Here is a 16,568-nt window from a genome sequence, read left to right as displayed (position 1 = left end):
TCAAGAGATCGTTGAAGAGCTAGGCGCTTACGCTGGTGTACCAGTATGGAATGGCCTAACAGACGAATTCCACCCAACTCAAATCCTAGCTGACTTCCTAACTATGATGGAACACGGCCGTGGTAAACAACTTCACGAAATGAAGTTTGCTTACCTAGGTGATGCACGCAACAACATGGGTAACTCACTCATGGTTGGTGCGGCTAAGATGGGTATGGATATTCGCCTTGTAGCGCCAAAAGCATTCTGGCCAGAAGAGCAGCTTGTTGCTCAATGTCGTGCAATCGCTGAAGAAACTGGTGCTAAGATCACCATGACAGAAGACGTTCAAGAAGGCGTTCAAGGCTGTGATTACCTATACACTGACGTTTGGGTATCTATGGGTGAAGCGAAAGAAGCTTGGGCTGAGCGTATCAACCTAATGATGCCTTACCAAGTCAATATGGACATGATCAAAGCGACGGGTAACCCAGATGTGAAATTCATGCACTGCCTACCAGCGTTCCACGGTGAAGATACTACCGTTGGTAAACAGCTAGCGGCTGAGTACCCACAACTGAAAGACGGTGTAGAAGTGACCGATGAAGTGGTTGAATCTAAACACTCTATCGTGTTCGATGAAGCAGAAAACCGCATGCACACTATCAAAGCGGTAATGGTGGCAACTCTAGGCGACTAATCGAACTGCAGGGGAATGCGGGTGGCATTTGGCAAGGAGAGTAAAATCCCCCTGAATAAAGCCCGCATTTTTTTTCACACAGTTTGAAACAAATTCGTCAACAAAACGCCTTAAAGCAAGTTCTCACAACGGCTGGGAAAATAGAGCGAAAATATGCGAAATTCGCATAAAAATCCATTTTTTGGATAGTTTTCGCAAACGCTTGCAAGGCGTTTTTTTGTACGTATAATCCTCCGCAATTTGTCTAAGGAGAAAACAATGACACGCATATCCACCATCGAACGCTGTTGCAAAACACGCCCAGAGTCGGGGATGTTATCTGTTTCATTTTCTCCATGTATTCTATTTTGAAGCCTCCTATTTTTAGGGGGCTTTTTTTTGTCTGTCATCCTGATTCGAGACGAGGAAAACTGCTATGGCGCATTCGTTATTTAACAAGCACATTATCTCCATCCCAGAGCTCAGCCGTAAAGAGTTAGAGCTGGTTGTCGACACAGCGGCAAGGCTAAAAGCTGAACCGAATCCTGAGTTGCTTAAGAACAAAGTGGTTGCAAGCTGCTTCTTTGAGCCTTCAACGCGCACACGTCTTTCTTTCGAAACCGCGGTACAGCGTTTAGGGGGTACAGTGATTGGCTTTGATAACGGTGGAAACACTTCACTGGCCAAAAAAGGCGAAACGCTGGCAGATTCCGTGCAGGTAATTTCATCGTATGTTGATGCCTTTGTGATGCGTCACCCACAAGAAGGCGCTGCTCGTCTAGCTGCTGAATTTTCTAACGGTGTACCTGTCATCAATGGCGGTGACGGAGCGAATCAACATCCAACTCAGACTCTACTGGATCTTTTCTCTATCTACGAAACTCAAGGCACTTTAGATAACCTAAATGTGGCTTTCGTCGGTGACCTAAAATATGGCCGCACTGTCCACTCTCTAACTCAAGCACTAGCAAAATTCGATAACGTACGATTTTTCTTTATCGCACCCGATGCACTAGCAATGCCAGACTACATCTGTGAAGAGCTTGAAGAGTCAGGCATTACATTCAGCATGCACAGCAACATTGAAGAAGTCGTACCTGAGCTGGATGTGCTTTACATAACGCGCGTACAGAAAGAGCGTTTTGACGAGTCAGAATATGCACATATGAAGTCAGCATTCATCTTAACGGCAGCAACGCTAGAGGGTGCTCGAGATAATCTAAAAGTGCTTCATCCACTGCCACGTGTTGACGAAATCACAGTAGATGTCGACAAAACCAAACACGCTTACTACTTCGAGCAAGCAGAAAATGGCGTTTACGCCCGTGAAGCTTTATTGGCACTAGTACTTAACGAAAACATTTAATAAGCAGGAGAGACATCATGGTGAAAGAAACTCAACTTCAGGTAGAAGCGATTCGTAACGGCTCTGTGATTGACCATATCCCTGCGCATATCGGTATCAAAATTCTTAAGCTATTTAAGATGCACAAAGCAAACCAACGCATCACGATTGGCCTTAACCTACCTTCATCGGCACTTGGTTCAAAAGACCTAATTAAGATCGAAAACATCTATCTGACGAAAGAGCAAGCGAGCCAGTTAGCTCTGTATGCTCCAAAAGCTACCGTCAATCAGATTGAAGAGTATAAGGTGATAAGTAAGCTGAATTTGACCTTGCCAGAAAGCATTGAAAGTGTTTTCGAATGTCCTAACAGCAACTGTATTTCACACGGAGAGCCCGTTGAAAGTCGATTTAGAGTGCAACAGAAACATGAGAATGTGCAGTTAAAATGCCACTACTGTGAAAAAGTATTCTCTCGTGAAATCATGACTGAAGCGCGCTAATTCAACCGCCATCTATACCTACTATTAAACCCTTCTTATCGTGCTGGATATTTATTCCCAATAGAGAATAAATATCCACACCCAACAGAATTAAAACTCAAAAAAGACCACAATAACTAGTTGTTTGTTTGGCGATCTCTTTCACAATGCCATACAAAATTTGGTGTTAATCTATTTATCAAACGACAAATCAAATCACCACAGAAGTGATTGCTCACAATTAAACAGCACTTATATGGAGTTATGTGCTGATACCAGCATGGATGGTCGTATTCCTACGTCATGTTTTTTTGAGGAGTTCCCATGAGCGAAACTCTAACCTCGGTCACTGTTGATTACAGCGAAGATAAAACGCTTACTGCCGCTTGTAAGCGTCTTCTCCAGCAGCAGAGCTTTAGCACGCAAAACGAGCTGCGCGAAGCATTAGTTCGTATTGGTTTCGAAGGCATAAGCCAGTCAACCGTATCTCGACTACTTTCACAATTAGGGGTAGTTAAAGTACAGAATGCTTGCGGTAAAAAGGTTTACTGCATAACAGTAGAAACTGCACCCGTTCGTGTTGAGTCCTCTATCTCATCGCAGATTGAATTCATTACTCACAACCAATCAATGGTTGTCGTTAAGACGCACCCAGGCAGTGCGCAATTGGTCGCCCGCCTTGTCGATATCGACCCACATACTGAAATTCTTGGTACTGTTGGCGGTAACGATACGGTGCTGGTGATTCCAAAAGATACCAATAATATCGAAGCCTGTGAAAGAGTCGTTCGCGCTCGCCTAGGTGTTTCTTAGCACTCTATCTGTTTCACACCCCTCTAGAACGGCGAGGGGTGTGGCTAGCACTTGACGAATATCTGTAATAATTCAATCCAGTTGAAACTTATTGGCGCTTTCTCCTGTCTGATTGAGTTAAAATGAATCAAATTTAACTCTGTGGCTCTTCTATGCGCGTCGTATTCTCCTTTTTCGTCTTGCTGTTATCCGTAATTTCAATGCCTGCTATGGCGCTTTTTGGTAGCTCAAACTCTGCGCCAACTTTCGGTCAGAACAGCAATTCCTTCGTGCCAGTCGATCAAGCCTTCCCATTCAACTCATATCAGCAAGGGAATCGGGTATTTTTAGATTGGCAAGTTAAAGAGGGCTACTACCTCTACCAACATAGAATTTCAGTTAGCGGAGAAAACATCACCCTTGGTGATGTTGAAATGCGTGATGGCGAACCTTATAAAGATGAGTTCTTTGGTGAGGTGAATATTTACACTTCGCCACTATTTGTCGAAGTTCCGTTAGCAAACTTTCAAGACGGCGCCCGTTTAATTGTTCAATACCAAGGCTGTGCCAAAGCAGGTTTCTGCTACCCGCCAGAAACTCGAGTTCTCGAACTGACCAGTTTTGACTTTCAAGAAAGTCGCGCGGTCATCCAGAACAAAGCAGCCAACGCTGTTAATGAGGCATCACCTGCAACAGAATCTAACAATCCTCCGGTGTCTAGCGAGTCTAAATTAGCCTCAAAGCTAAGCGATAACTGGTGGACCCCCCTCCTATTTTTAGCCCTTGGTGTAGGTTTGGCTTTCACACCTTGCGTGTTGCCTATGTACCCGATTTTAACCAGTATCGTGTTAGGCAGCGGTAAGCTCAGCCATAGTCGAGCTCTTGGACTGGCCTTTATCTATGTTCAAGGGATGGCGGTGACTTATACCCTACTTGGCCTAGTCGTCGCTTCTGCAGGTATGCAGTTCCAAGCGGCAATGCAACATCCTTATGTACTGATCGGGCTCAGCGCACTATTCGTTGCCCTAGCACTATCGATGTTTGGCCTCTACAGTTTGCAGCTTCCTAGTTCGGTTCAGACTTGGCTCAACAACCTCAGCAATAAACAGAAAGGTGGCAGCTCATTAGGCGTGTTTGCTATGGGAGCAATTTCTGGCCTAGTCTGTTCACCCTGCACGACCGCTCCATTGTCAGGAGCGCTTCTGTACGTTGCTCAAAGTGGTGATTTAGTCACCGGTGGTGTCGCACTCTACGCCTTAGCGCTTGGGATGGGTATTCCATTGATGCTCGTCGCGGTATTTGGCAATAAACTTCTGCCTAAAGCAGGCAATTGGATGGATCGAGTGAAAACACTGTTTGGTTTCGTGTTACTCGCCGCTCCTATCTTCCTACTTGAACGTATTTTGCCTGAAGCTTGGGCGACGGGTTTATGGTCCGCCCTTGGTCTAGTGGCATTCGGTTGGCTGTATCACGTTAAAAACTTACTCTCATTTGGAGGGTGGAAACAAAGTGTCGTTGGGATAGTTGCGGTGCTCGGTTTATTCGCTTCAGCACAGCCAGCATTGAACTACTACTTTGGCAACACAGCAAGTGTTGAGAAACAGAGTCAAATCGAGTTCATTCGGATTGAAAATGTTGCCCAGCTCGAACAGCAACTCGACTCAGCGAAGAAGCTCGGAAAACCAGTGATGCTAGACTTTTATGCCGACTGGTGTGTTGCATGTAAAGAATTTGAGAAATACACCTTCCACCAGCAAGATGTTGAGTTGCGACTAAAGGACTTTGTTTTGCTGCAAGCGGATGTTACTCGCAATCAACCTCAGGATATCGAGTTGCTGAAAAAAATGAGCGTACTTGGCTTACCTACTATTGAGTTTTGGGGTGCCAACGGAGAGTCAATTTCCAACGCTCGTATCACTGGATTTATGGACGCAAAAACCTTCCTTAATCATCTGAACAATCACCAGCTTTAAGCCATCTCTCGGCGTCCTTCAGTCATCGGAGGACGCTGATTCATCTGCTCTTTTCCATCCCCCTCGCGCATCTATATGCAATATCACTAATAAAACCCGATACACTTCAGACTTTTAGCGCATAAATATTGTCCACACATGCAAAGATGTTAATAATTCTATTAACCAAACATTCATAAGTAGTTAACGTCATGGATTCGACATACACCATAATCATCGCTGATGATCACCCGCTGTTTCGCAATGCCCTGTTTCAATCAGTGCATATGGCGGTCAGTGGTGCGAATCTGCTGGAAGCAGATTCTTTAGATGCTCTTCTTTCGTTACTCGCGAAAGAGGATGAGCCAGACTTGCTACTCCTCGATCTGAAGATGCCTGGCGCCAACGGGATGTCCGGCCTGATGCAACTTCGTGCCGAATACCCTGACCTACCGATTGTTGTTGTCTCTGCAAGTGAAGAGCCTGCCGTAGTCACTCAAGTTAAAAGCCATGGTGCATTTGGTTTTATTCCTAAATCGAGTGATATGAGAGAGTTGGTTAGCGCATTAAACCAAGTGCTAAACGGTGACCCCTTCTTCCCAGAAGGTTCCATTACCAACAATGCGGCCTGTAACGATTTAGCAGAAAAAATTACCACTTTAACGCCACAACAGTACAAAGTCTTAGGAATGCTATCTGATGGCCTGCTAAATAAGCAGATTGCTTATGAGTTAAATGTATCAGAAGCCACCATAAAAGCTCATATGACGGCGATTTTCAGAAAGTTAGGTGTAAAAAATCGAACTCAAGCAGTAATCTTACTTCAACAGCTTGAATCTGAAACTTAATTCACGAGAAATTAACACTGACGGCGCTGTTTTTTGCTAAAATGCTTGTATCAGGCATCAATCTGATTTACCCCTCTGTTCACTAACTCTGGGAGTACTTCTCTTGCTAAGCATGTTAATTACCCAATTCGTCGTCTTATGGGCGGTGATTGACCCTATTGGTTCAGTGCCAGTTTACCTATCCCAAACACAACACCTCACCGCTAAACAGCGCCGTCTGGTTGCACTAAAAGCGGTCGCTATTGCTACTGGGGTTTTGCTGTTTTTCCTCGTCGCTGGTCAATTGTTACTAGAAGCAATGCAGATTCCTCTGCCCGCCTTCCAAGCTGCGGGAGGACTGGTACTGCTGTTATTTGCATTGACGATGATTTTTGGTGAGTCTAAGCCAGAACAAGAGACAAAACTGTCTCAAGAAATGAGCCATTCCGACTTAGCCGATCTTGCCGTCTACCCACTCGCCATTCCGTCAATCGCTTCGCCAGGGGCAATGATGGCAATCGTCATGCTGACAGATAATCACCGCTATGCCGTTGTCGATCAGAGTATTACCGCCGCGGTGATGGTCGCTGTACTGGTTATCACTCTGCTGCTGTTGCTAGGCGCGACACATATTCAAAAATGGATTGGTAACGTTGGTGCTGCCATCATCAGTCGAGTAATGGGGCTTATTCTGGCGGCTGTCGCAGTCAATAATCTGCTGATGGGGATCAAAGATTTCTATCTTGGCTAGAAAAATTCGTCTGGTCTGAGTCGAAAACGTTAGACTTTAGGCTAATTTAACACAACGTTAACATCACATAATTATCACTAATTCCTTTAAGCGCCTTATTTTTAGGCGCTTTTTGTTTTTCATGCCCCGACTAAAGTTGAAAAGAGTTCTTGCCCCACCCTTGCTAATGTAGATATTGAAACATTTTCTTAACAACAATACCAATCGTAAGGAGGCGGCAATGGCGTTTGAAAGTCAAGATAAAGCCAAAGCCTATTGGGATAAGAACGTAAAACTGATGATCAACCTAATGGTGGTTTGGTTTGTCGTTTCTTTTGGCTGCGGCATCTTATTTGTCGATGTACTCAATCAATTTCAACTAGGTGGTTACAAACTGGGCTTCTGGTTCGCACAGCAAGGGTCCATCTATACCTTCCTAGGTATTATTTTCTACTACGCGTGGAAAATGCGCCAAATTGACCGTGAATTCGGCGTAGATGAGTAAGGAGTAACTCAGATGGATTTGAAAACTATCACTTACCTCGTTGTTGGTGCGACCTTTATCCTTTACATCGGTATTGCGATTTGGGCACGTGCTGGATCAACTAAAGAGTTCTATGTTGCAGGCGGTGGTGTAAACCCAATCGCCAACGGTATGGCAACAGCAGCAGACTGGATGTCAGCTGCATCATTTATCTCTATGGCTGGTCTGATCGCCTTTATGGGTTACGGCGGTTCCGTATTCCTAATGGGTTGGACAGGCGGTTACGTACTTCTAGCACTTCTACTTGCCCCTTACCTACGTAAGTTTGGCAAGTTTACTGTACCAGAGTTCGTAGGTGAGCGTTTCTACTCAAACGCGGCACGTATCGTGGCGGTTGTTTGTCTTATCATCGCATCTGTAACTTACGTTATCGGTCAGATGAAAGGTGTTGGTGTTGCGTTCGGTCGTTTCCTAGAAGTTGATTACTCTACTGGTCTTCTGATTGGTATGTGTATCGTATTCATGTACGCAGTAATGGGCGGCATGAAAGGGATTACTTACACGCAGATTGCTCAATATTGCGTACTCATTTTAGCTTACACTATTCCAGCAATCTTTATCTCTCTGCAGTTAACTGGTCACCCTCTACCTCAGATTGGTCTGGGTAGTACTATCCAAGGCACCGATGTGTATCTGCTCGACAGGCTCGACCAGGTGGTGACCGAACTCGGCTTTAGTGAATACACCACGCAAGTCCGTGGTGATACGTTAAACATGTTCGTTTACACTATGTCACTAATGATCGGTACTGCGGGTTTACCACACGTAATCATCCGTTTCTTCACTGTACCTAAGGTACGTGACGCACGTACTTCAGCAGGTTGGGCACTCGTATTCATCGCGATTCTATACACTACTGCTCCAGCAGTATCTGCAATGGCTCGTCTAAACCTAATGGATACGGTTAACCCAGCTCCAGGTCAGCACCTTGCTTATGATGAGCGTCCAGACTGGTTCAAGAACTGGGAGAAAACAGGTCTACTTGGTTTCGAAGATAAGAACGGCGATGGCAACATCCAATACACTTCTAGCGCAGCAACGAATGAGCTAAAAGTTGACCGTGACATCATGGTACTGGCTAACCCTGAGATTGCTAAGCTACCAAACTGGGTAATCGCTTTAGTGGCAGCAGGTGGTCTGGCAGCGGCACTTTCAACCGCAGCAGGTCTATTGCTGGCGATATCATCCGCGATATCACATGACTTAATCAAAGGCGTTATAAATCCGAATATATCTGAGAAGAAAGAACTGCTCGCCAGTCGAATCTCCATGGCGGTGGCGATTGCAGTGGCGGGTTATCTGGGCCTCAACCCGCCAGGCTTTGCAGCAGGTACGGTAGCACTGGCCTTCGGTCTGGCCGCATCGTCCATCTTCCCTGCACTGATGATGGGTATCTTCAGCAAAGGTATCAACAAAGAAGGTGCAATCGCAGGTATGGTTGCGGGTATCAGTATCACTCTATTCTACGTATTCCAGCACAAAGGCATCCTATTTGTCGCTGACTGGAAATACCTGGAGAGCTGGGGTAGCAACTGGTTCCTAGGCATCGAGCCAAACGCATTTGGTGCAATTGGTGCGGTATTTAACTTCCTAGTAGCGTTCGCTGTATCGAAAGTAACAGCTGAAACTCCACAAGAAGTTAAAGATCTGGTTGAACACGTACGTGTACCAGCAGGTGCTGGCGGCGCTGTTGACCACTAAAATCTAATCCAAACCACAAAAGCCCCATCAGGGGCTTTTTTCTTCTCAAATTTCAGTTACCGTATTCGCTGTCTGTTGTAGCAAGGAAGCCAAGATGTTCAAAAATAAGCACTTAATCATCGCCTTACTGATCGCCCCGATTCTTTCTATCATTGCCTATTTCGGCGCAGATATCGCGTTGAGTGAGAAACCTCATGCCGCTGTGGAAGGGGAAACCTATAAGTTGGCTGCTAAATCAAACTGCCGCTATACCAGTGGTTTGTGCGATATGACGAATGGCGACTTTAAAGTGCAATTTCGCTCCGAAAAACTCACAGCACAAGGGCTAGAACTGTCGCTAAAATCCGCCTTTCCTTTAGAAGGGGTAAAATTGTCGCTGGTTAACGGCCAAGAGCAGAGCGGACAGCCCGTTGATATGCAATCCGCAGATAGTAGTGGACAACAATGGATGGTTTCCCTGCCGAAACCTGAATCTGAAGAGAGCTGGTTACGTGTGGCTATCCAATCAAATGGCACGCTTTACTATGGCGAGACACAGACAGCGTTTGTGAAGTACGAGACATTGTTTACAGAATAGTAGCGAGTAAATTTGCAAGGTTGACGTTAAGGCGTCAACCTTTTTTTCTGTATTTTAGACGTAAGTTCCTAACAAAAAGCTCTGGTTCAGATACCTACCCAGCAGCTATAACGCGCACCTCTCGAAGGACGGAGTCTGGTCTCGATTATCGGAGCGCAGCGTTCTAAATTCTCGCAGGGCGAAGCCCACTCTAAACCCCTACACCCGATTCAACACCGCTCTCAATTTTAGAGGCTTGACTGGCTTAGGAATAAAACTAAAGCCGTTCGATTTAATGCCATACAACATATCTTCGGTACGATCGGCGCTGATGATGACCCCAACAAAACTATCACCTAAACGTAAACGACACTGCTGTAGAACTTCTAGACCCGTGCGCCCATTATCAAGACGGTAATCTGACAATATCACGTCTGGTACCCAGTGCTCGTCTATCGACTGCAAGCAGCCCACCAAATCGATAGCCGTGCGAACATCACAGCCCCAACGTCCGAGCAAGTTATCCATTCCAACCAAGATATCTTGTTCATTATCGACACAAAGAACTTTCAAATGACTAAGGTCAGAGACTGTGGTTGCAACACTCTCTTTAACCGGAGGCAGGACTTTTTCACTGCGTGCTAGCGTAATAGAGAAAACACTTCCCTTGCCCGGCCATGAGCGCATGGTGATTTGATGACCCAACACATGAGCGATGCCTTTTGATATGGCTAAACCAAGACCAAGCCCTTGATCTGAACGGACCTGACTACCACGGTTGAACTCCTCGAAGATCTCTTGTTGTTTGTCTTCGTCAATGCCCATGCCGTTGTCCCAAACATCGATTCTCGCTTGCCCCCCAACACGCTTGACGCCAAGCACAACCTTTCCTTTAGGGCTGTAGCGAAATGCGTTGGTCAAAAAGTTTTGCACCACTCGGCGCAGTAGCTTAGGGTCTGACTGAACCAGCATCCGGCTCGGTATCATCGAAAACTCAATGCCCTGTTGCTTGGCTAAGGCACTAAATTCGGCATTGAGATTGGACAATACGTCATTGATGGCAAAACCATGAACGTGAGTATCAAGTTTGCCCGACTCAAGACGAGAAATATCCAGCAGGTCACCAATCAGATCTTCAGCCGCCCCCAATGCGCTCTCTATATGACCAGACAACTGCTTGGTTTCTGGCTCGCTCGCAACCTCTGATAACGAGGACGCAAACAGACGAGCTGCATTGAGCGGCTGCATCAAATCATGACTTACTGCTGCCAAGAAGCGAGATTTAGATTGAGATTCATGTTCCGATCGCTGAGTTGCCACAACCAGCTTTTTGTTCAATTGTTCTAGCTCTTGAGTTCGCTCTCTCACTCGCACTTCTAAGCGTTCATTGGCGTCTTTTAGTGCCTGTTCTGCGTCTCGGAACACCGTAATATCAGTAAAACTCATAACAAAGCCGCCACCCGGCATTGGATTGCCCTGAACTTCAATAACTCGACCATCAGGGCGAACCCGCGACGAGGTATGCCGCGTACCTTGCTCTAAATGGAACACACGCCGACGAACATGTTCTTCAGGGTCGCCTGGGCCACATAGACCTTGTTGAGCGTTGTGGCGAATCACATCGGCGATCGGTCGACCAACCTGAATCAGTCCGGCTGGAAAAGTAAATAATTCAAGATAGCGCTGATTCCACGCCACCAGCCGCAACTGCTTATCGACCACCGCAATTCCCTGACCTATGTGTTCAATCGCACCTTGCAATAGACCTCGGCTGAAGTCATACAGCTCTGATGCTTCATCAACGATGGTAGCCACTTCTTCTAACTGCATGTTGCGCCCTTGCAGAGCTGAAGTTAGTACTAACTTTGCTGAAGAAGCGCCAAACACACCAGCGAGAACACGCTCAGTATGGCGGATTAAGGTGGATGGAGCCTGCTGATTTGGCAGCATGGTTTCTCGTTGCTGATGCCAATATTGTCGGAAGGCGTTACGCACTCTCTGGCGACCAACAAAGCGAGAAGCAAGCATTTCTAACTCGCCGACGGTCACTCGACTTTGATAAAGGCTCATGTTCTCGCTTTCTGGTAATGGAGTACCAACGAAAGAAGCGGATTGTAGTCGTTCACTCAAACTCGCGCGGGTAAACAGCGAAACGACAACGTAGCAAAGAGCATTAAGAGAGATACTCAGCAATATGCCCCAATCAGAGTTAGTCACATCCCAATGCTGTAGCAAATCAGGTGGTGTAATCAGCCATAACAACAGATTACTCTCCGCGCTGCCCGCCAACATATCAGTCTGACTCATCAAAGTGATCAACCAGAGGGTAAAGCCAACCGCTAAGCCAACATAAACCCCCTTTCGATTGCCCTGTCGCCAGTACATCCCACCTAGCAAGGCTGGGGCGAATTGAGTGATCGCCGCAAAAGAAAGAAAACCGATCGCTGACAAGGAATGGATACTGCCCAACGCCTGATAAAAAGCCCATGCGCCAAGCAGCAGCAACAGGATTAGCCCACGGCGAATAACCAACAGTAAACCGGAGAAATGCCTGTGATTACGCTGAGACAAGCGCATTCTGCGCAGCAACAGTGGCATGACTAAATCATTCGAGACCATGATTGCCAGTGCGATTGTCGAGACAATCACCATACCACTCGCCGCGGATGTTCCCCCCAAGAATGCCAGCAAGGCGACATCTTGCGCCCCAACAGCCATCGGTAGACTGATGACATAGGTATCAGGACTGGCATCAGTCAACAGTGATTGCCCGACCCAAGCGATTGGTAGTACAAAGATGCCCATCAAAATCAGGTAGATCGGAAATAACCAGCGCGCTGTGTGCAAGTCTTGCGCTCGTTCATTTTCTACGACCATGGTATGGAACTGACGCGGCAGACAGACAATTGCCAACATGGTGAGCAGAGTATGGATCAGTAAAGTTGGAATATTGGGCGACTGATAGGTTTGTCGAGCGATGTCGACTAATTCCACATCGCTTCGGTTTAGTGCCAGAAATAGGATAAACAGGCCAACCGCAAGGAAGGCCACCAGCTTGATAATCGATTCGAACGCAATCGCCATCATCATGCCACGGTGGTGCTCGGTATTATCGATATGTCGTGTACCAAACAGCATGGTAAAGATAGCCAATGCAACGACAACAAACCAAGACACATCGAACCCTGACCCTTCGAATTGTGCTGGCAAATCTGGGGCGATGATCTCCAATCCCATGGTAATGCCACGCAACTGGAGCGCTATGTAAGGTAGGATGCCTGCTACCGCGATTAAAGTAACCACCACAGCCAAACCTTGTGACTTACCGTAACGGGCAGCGATAAAGTCGGCTATTGACGTAATATGTTCCCGTTTAGCCGTAATGATAAGGCGAGCAAGAATACGCCAGCCTAGAGTAAACACCAGTATTGGGGCTAGATAAATGGGAAGAAATGACCATGGGTTGCTGCTGGCCTGCCCAACGGTGCCATAAAAGGTCCAAGAGGTACAGTACACCGCAATGGATAAGCTGTAGACCCAAGGTCGCCACTTCGCTAACCAAGAGTGTTGTTTATCACCGTACCAGGCAATGAGAAACAGCAAACCGAGATACAACAGTGATACGGTGATCACGAGCCAACCTTGCATCAGATATCCTTATCTTATTCATCCATGGTATTTGTTCTGGTCAGAAACAAAAAACCTCTTCATATTGAAGAGGTTTCATTAAACTCATTAAAGCACACGAACTCAATCAAATAGGCTTAATTCTGTGCTTTGGGCTCCGCTTTCATCATCTGATCGGCACTGTGTCCTTGCGGCTCAACCTTAATAAATAGAGCCACCACTCCCATCACGGCCATTGCCCAGAAAATATTCGCACCCCAGTGTTCATATCCCCAGCCACTTAGGGTCGTCATTAGCGCGATAAAAGCACCGAGCGGAATCGCATTATATAAGGCTTGCAGTGCCACCATTTTGCGCTGCTCTGAATGCTGAATATATTGAATGGCAGCAATATGTGCCATCGCGAAAGTCACGCCGTGTAATAGCTGGATTGCAACTAACGCTAACAATGCCGTCGTCGACGCGGTTAGCCCCCAACGAACGATAACCCCTAGTGCTGCTACGACAAATAAAGCGCGCAAACTCCAGCCAGAGAACAGACGTTTACTTAGAGCAAATACTGCCACCTCAGCCACCACCCCTAAGCTCCACAAGTAACCGATTATGTCTTCTGAGTAACCCGCACCTTTCCAGTAAATTGAACTAAAACTGTAATACGCCGCATGACTTCCCTGAATCATTGCCACCAGTAGTAAAAATTTAATCACAGGCAGTTCACGCAGCAACTCAGTCAGTTTAGGACGTTCAGCGTCATCTTCTGAGGTCGTCACGGGCATTGGGTTAATGCTACGCGCCGAAAAGATTAGCGCGACGATGACACCTGACAACGCGGTATAGATAATCATATCTGAACCGTACTGAGCAACAAGATAGCCAACCACAGTTGACCCCGCGATAAAGGCAAGGGAACCCCATAGACGGGTACGTCCGTAGTCGAGCATCTTAAACCGTGCATAGTAGTTTGCCATGGCATCAGAAAGTGGAACAATAGGGCCACAACAAAGGTTGAATAGTACCGTGGCCAACGCCATCAACCAGAAGCTTCCCCCTGTGAAGAAATGAAATGCGACAAAAATAATCGAGGCCACCGTCAACCAGCGGAGTGCCGGAATTAAATGTTCGACTTTATGAATTCGAGGCGTCAGTACCATGTTAGCGACGCAACGAGTCGCAAAACCAATGCCGACAAGTAGACCAATGTCAGTTGCGGATATCCCCTGCTCTTCAAACCATAATGCCCAAAACGGCAGATAGACGCCGTAGGCAAAAAAGAAGCCAACAAAATACTGGGAGATCCAGCCATAAGGAGAAGGGGTTAACATCAAAACCTCGAAATACATCAAATAAGGGGCAAGGTATTATCGTTTGCTCAAGGCGCAATAAAAAGGGAAGAATTATCACAACTTAGTTTCCCTATTGTCACAATAAGAAAGTGTTCATGCCACGGGTTCGACCAAAGTCGTCTAGCACAATTGTCAAAATCCTGCACACTAAACGGATGTAGAGATCGCATGAGTCAGTCGCTATGCCAGATAAGTTCAATATGCAATCCCCACCCTTTGACCGTTTAGACCCTGAGCAGCAAAAAAAACTGCGTAGCTCACTCGATGTAGCTTACTTTCGCGCCAAAGAGACCTTACTCCAGCCTGGTGTCGCCAGTCAGCATTTACATATACTCATCAAGGGCGCCGTTGAGGAACGTTCAGAAGACGACAAAGAGATCTTTGCCCACTACGCCAATGATGACTTGTTTGATGTTCGCGCGCTGTTCGAAGAGACCGTCAAGCACAGATATGTGGCACTCGAAGACACACTTTCTTATCTGCTCCCAAAAACGGTTTTTCTAGAACTTTACAACGCCAATGGTCAATTTGCCGCTTACTTCGATAACAACCTAGCTCGTAGACAAGAGTTGATTGAAGCCGCCCAACAGCAGCAAAATCTCGCTGAATTTATTCTGACCAAAGTGGATAGCGATATTTATCATCCACCGATGCTACTGTCACCAGAGCAACCACTCAATGAAGTGACACTCACTTTAAAACAAAACGGGATTGATTCTGCACTCGTCAGACTCAATGACGATGACGAACGCGTAGTGAATGACCCACATTCTCTGCCTTATGGCATCATCACTCGAACCAACATGCTTCACGCAGTCATGCTTGATGGTCATCCACTCGACACCCCAGTTGGTCAAATTGCAACTTTTCCGGTCATTCATGTCGAGAATGAGGATTTTCTGTTTAACGCCATGATTAAAATGACGCGCAATCGAATGAAGCGCGTCATGGTCTCCGATGGTAAAGAAGCGGTTGGCATGCTCGACATGACACAGATTTTGAGTGCTTTCTCCACTCACTCTCATGTACTGACCTTAAGTATTGCTCGCAGCTCAAGCATTGAAGAACTCGCACTGGCTTCTAATCGTCAGCGTCACCTAGTAGAAAGTCTGCTTAATAACGGTATTCGCACCCGCTTTATCATGGAGTTGATCTCTGCGGTTAATGAACAAATCATCGAAAAAGCTTTTGAACTGATTGTTCCTCCCGCCCTTCACGACCAGTGTTGTCTGGTTGTTTTAGGCTCAGAAGGGCGAGGAGAACAAATCCTCAAAACAGACCAAGACAACGCCTTAATTATTAAAGACGATGTACACTGGCATCAGTGTGAAGCCGTCATGGAACAGCTAACACACACATTGCAGCAATTGGGTTACCCTCTCTGCCCAGGAAAAGTGATGGTTAACAATCCAAAATGGGTTAAAACACAAACCGCATGGAAGAACACCATAGGCGTGTGGTCAAAACCCAACTCCGCAGAGCAAGTCATGGATCTTGCCATCTTCACCGACGCTCACGCGGTTGCAGGCAACAAATCGTTGCTAGAACCCGTCATGGCACATTTGAAGAAAATCATGTTCAATAACATGTTGGCGTTGCAAGACTTCTCTCGTCCCGCTCTACAGTTTTCTCTTCCGTTAACTCTGTTTGGCAACGTAAAGAAAGACAAACAAGGGGTGGATGTCAAAAGTGGCGGTATCTTCCCAATAGTGCATGGTATTCGCACCTTGTCACTGGAGTACGGTATTGAAGAGAAAAACACCTTTGAGCGCATCGAAGCCCTACGCAAAAAGCGGATTCTAGAGCCTGACACCGCTGACAACCTTAGCGAAGCCCTCAAGCTACTGTTTAAACTGCGCTTGAATCAGCAATTAAGTAATCAACATAGCCACAACCGTATCGATCTCAGTCAGATAGACCGAACCGAGCGTGACTTGCTGCGACATAGCTTACATGTAGTGAAAAAGTTTAAGCAGTTCTTAGGCTATCATTATCAAATCAGGGATTAAGG

13 protein-coding genes are annotated in these 16,568 nt (G+C 46.4%); 11 read left to right on the top strand and 2 right to left on the bottom strand.

Going from position 1 to position 16,568, the window contains the following annotated elements; all coding sequences use genetic code 11:
- From argF to DA100_RS15860, 10 genes are all read left to right on the top strand, one after another.
- Positions 1-679: ornithine carbamoyltransferase (gene argF, locus DA100_RS15905; RefSeq protein WP_138973026.1), on the top strand; the 679-nt coding region annotated here is incomplete at its 5' end.
- Positions 680-1,094: 415 nt separating this feature from the next.
- Positions 1,095-2,024: an aspartate carbamoyltransferase gene (gene pyrB, locus DA100_RS15900; RefSeq protein WP_138973025.1), complete on the top strand. Its 930-nt coding sequence runs from the start codon at positions 1,095-1,097 to the stop codon at positions 2,022-2,024.
- A gap of 17 nt (positions 2,025-2,041) precedes the next feature.
- The gene (gene pyrI / locus DA100_RS15895; RefSeq protein WP_138973024.1) at positions 2,042-2,506 is read left to right on the top strand and encodes an aspartate carbamoyltransferase regulatory subunit; all 465 of its coding nucleotides are present in this window, start codon (positions 2,042-2,044) and stop codon (positions 2,504-2,506) included.
- A gap of 303 nt (positions 2,507-2,809) precedes the next feature.
- Positions 2,810-3,298 (top strand): arginine repressor, encoded by a 489-nt coding sequence (locus tag DA100_RS15890; protein WP_138973023.1) that lies wholly within the window; start codon positions 2,810-2,812, stop codon positions 3,296-3,298.
- Between the two features lie 152 nt (positions 3,299-3,450).
- Positions 3,451-5,250 carry a protein-disulfide reductase DsbD gene (locus DA100_RS15885; protein WP_138973022.1) on the top strand — a complete coding sequence of 600 codons (1,800 nt, stop codon included), beginning with the start codon at positions 3,451-3,453 and terminating at the stop codon, positions 5,248-5,250.
- 191 nt (positions 5,251-5,441) lie between these two features.
- Positions 5,442-6,077: a response regulator transcription factor gene (locus DA100_RS15880; RefSeq protein WP_138973021.1), complete on the top strand. Its 636-nt coding sequence runs from the start codon at positions 5,442-5,444 to the stop codon at positions 6,075-6,077.
- A 103-nt stretch (positions 6,078-6,180) separates the two neighbouring features.
- Positions 6,181-6,807 carry a MarC family protein gene (locus DA100_RS15875; protein WP_138973020.1) on the top strand — a complete coding sequence of 209 codons (627 nt, stop codon included), beginning with the start codon at positions 6,181-6,183 and terminating at the stop codon, positions 6,805-6,807.
- 220 nt (positions 6,808-7,027) lie between these two features.
- Positions 7,028-7,291, top strand: a complete 264-nt coding sequence (locus tag DA100_RS15870; RefSeq protein WP_005470918.1) for a DUF4212 domain-containing protein — start codon at positions 7,028-7,030, stop codon at positions 7,289-7,291.
- A gap of 12 nt (positions 7,292-7,303) precedes the next feature.
- Complete coding sequence (locus DA100_RS15865; RefSeq protein ID WP_138973019.1) at positions 7,304-9,031, top strand: sodium:solute symporter family protein; 1,728 nt, start codon at positions 7,304-7,306, stop codon at positions 9,029-9,031.
- Positions 9,032-9,125: 94 nt separating this feature from the next.
- On the top strand, positions 9,126-9,608 hold the full coding sequence (locus DA100_RS15860; protein WP_138973018.1) for a hypothetical protein: 483 nt from the start codon (positions 9,126-9,128) through the stop codon (positions 9,606-9,608).
- A 198-nt stretch (positions 9,609-9,806) separates the two neighbouring features.
- Here the strand turns inward: DA100_RS15860 and DA100_RS15855 are convergent, their stop codons facing one another.
- Both DA100_RS15855 and DA100_RS15850 read right to left on the bottom strand, forming a co-directional pair.
- On the bottom strand, positions 9,807-13,235 hold the full coding sequence (locus DA100_RS15855) for a hybrid sensor histidine kinase/response regulator (RefSeq protein WP_138973017.1): 3,429 nt from the start codon (positions 13,233-13,235) through the stop codon (positions 9,807-9,809).
- A gap of 116 nt (positions 13,236-13,351) precedes the next feature.
- Positions 13,352-14,536 carry a 3-phenylpropionate MFS transporter gene (locus DA100_RS15850; RefSeq protein ID WP_138973016.1) on the bottom strand — a complete coding sequence of 395 codons (1,185 nt, stop codon included), beginning with the start codon at positions 14,534-14,536 and terminating at the stop codon, positions 13,352-13,354.
- Positions 14,537-14,739: 203 nt separating this feature from the next.
- On the opposite strand from DA100_RS15850, the gene DA100_RS15845 reads away from it, so the two are divergent.
- A complete protein-coding gene (locus DA100_RS15845) occupies positions 14,740-16,566 on the top strand; it encodes a DUF294 nucleotidyltransferase-like domain-containing protein (protein ID WP_138973015.1) in 1,827 nt (608 codons plus the stop codon).
- Positions 16,567-16,568 lie beyond the last annotated feature (2 nt).

Source organism: Vibrio sp. Hep-1b-8 (assembly GCF_006124995.1).
Lineage (GTDB): Bacteria > Pseudomonadota > Gammaproteobacteria > Enterobacterales > Vibrionaceae > Vibrio.
The sequence above is the reverse complement of the archived record's forward strand: the minus strand, read 5'-3'. Positions and strand labels throughout refer to the sequence as shown.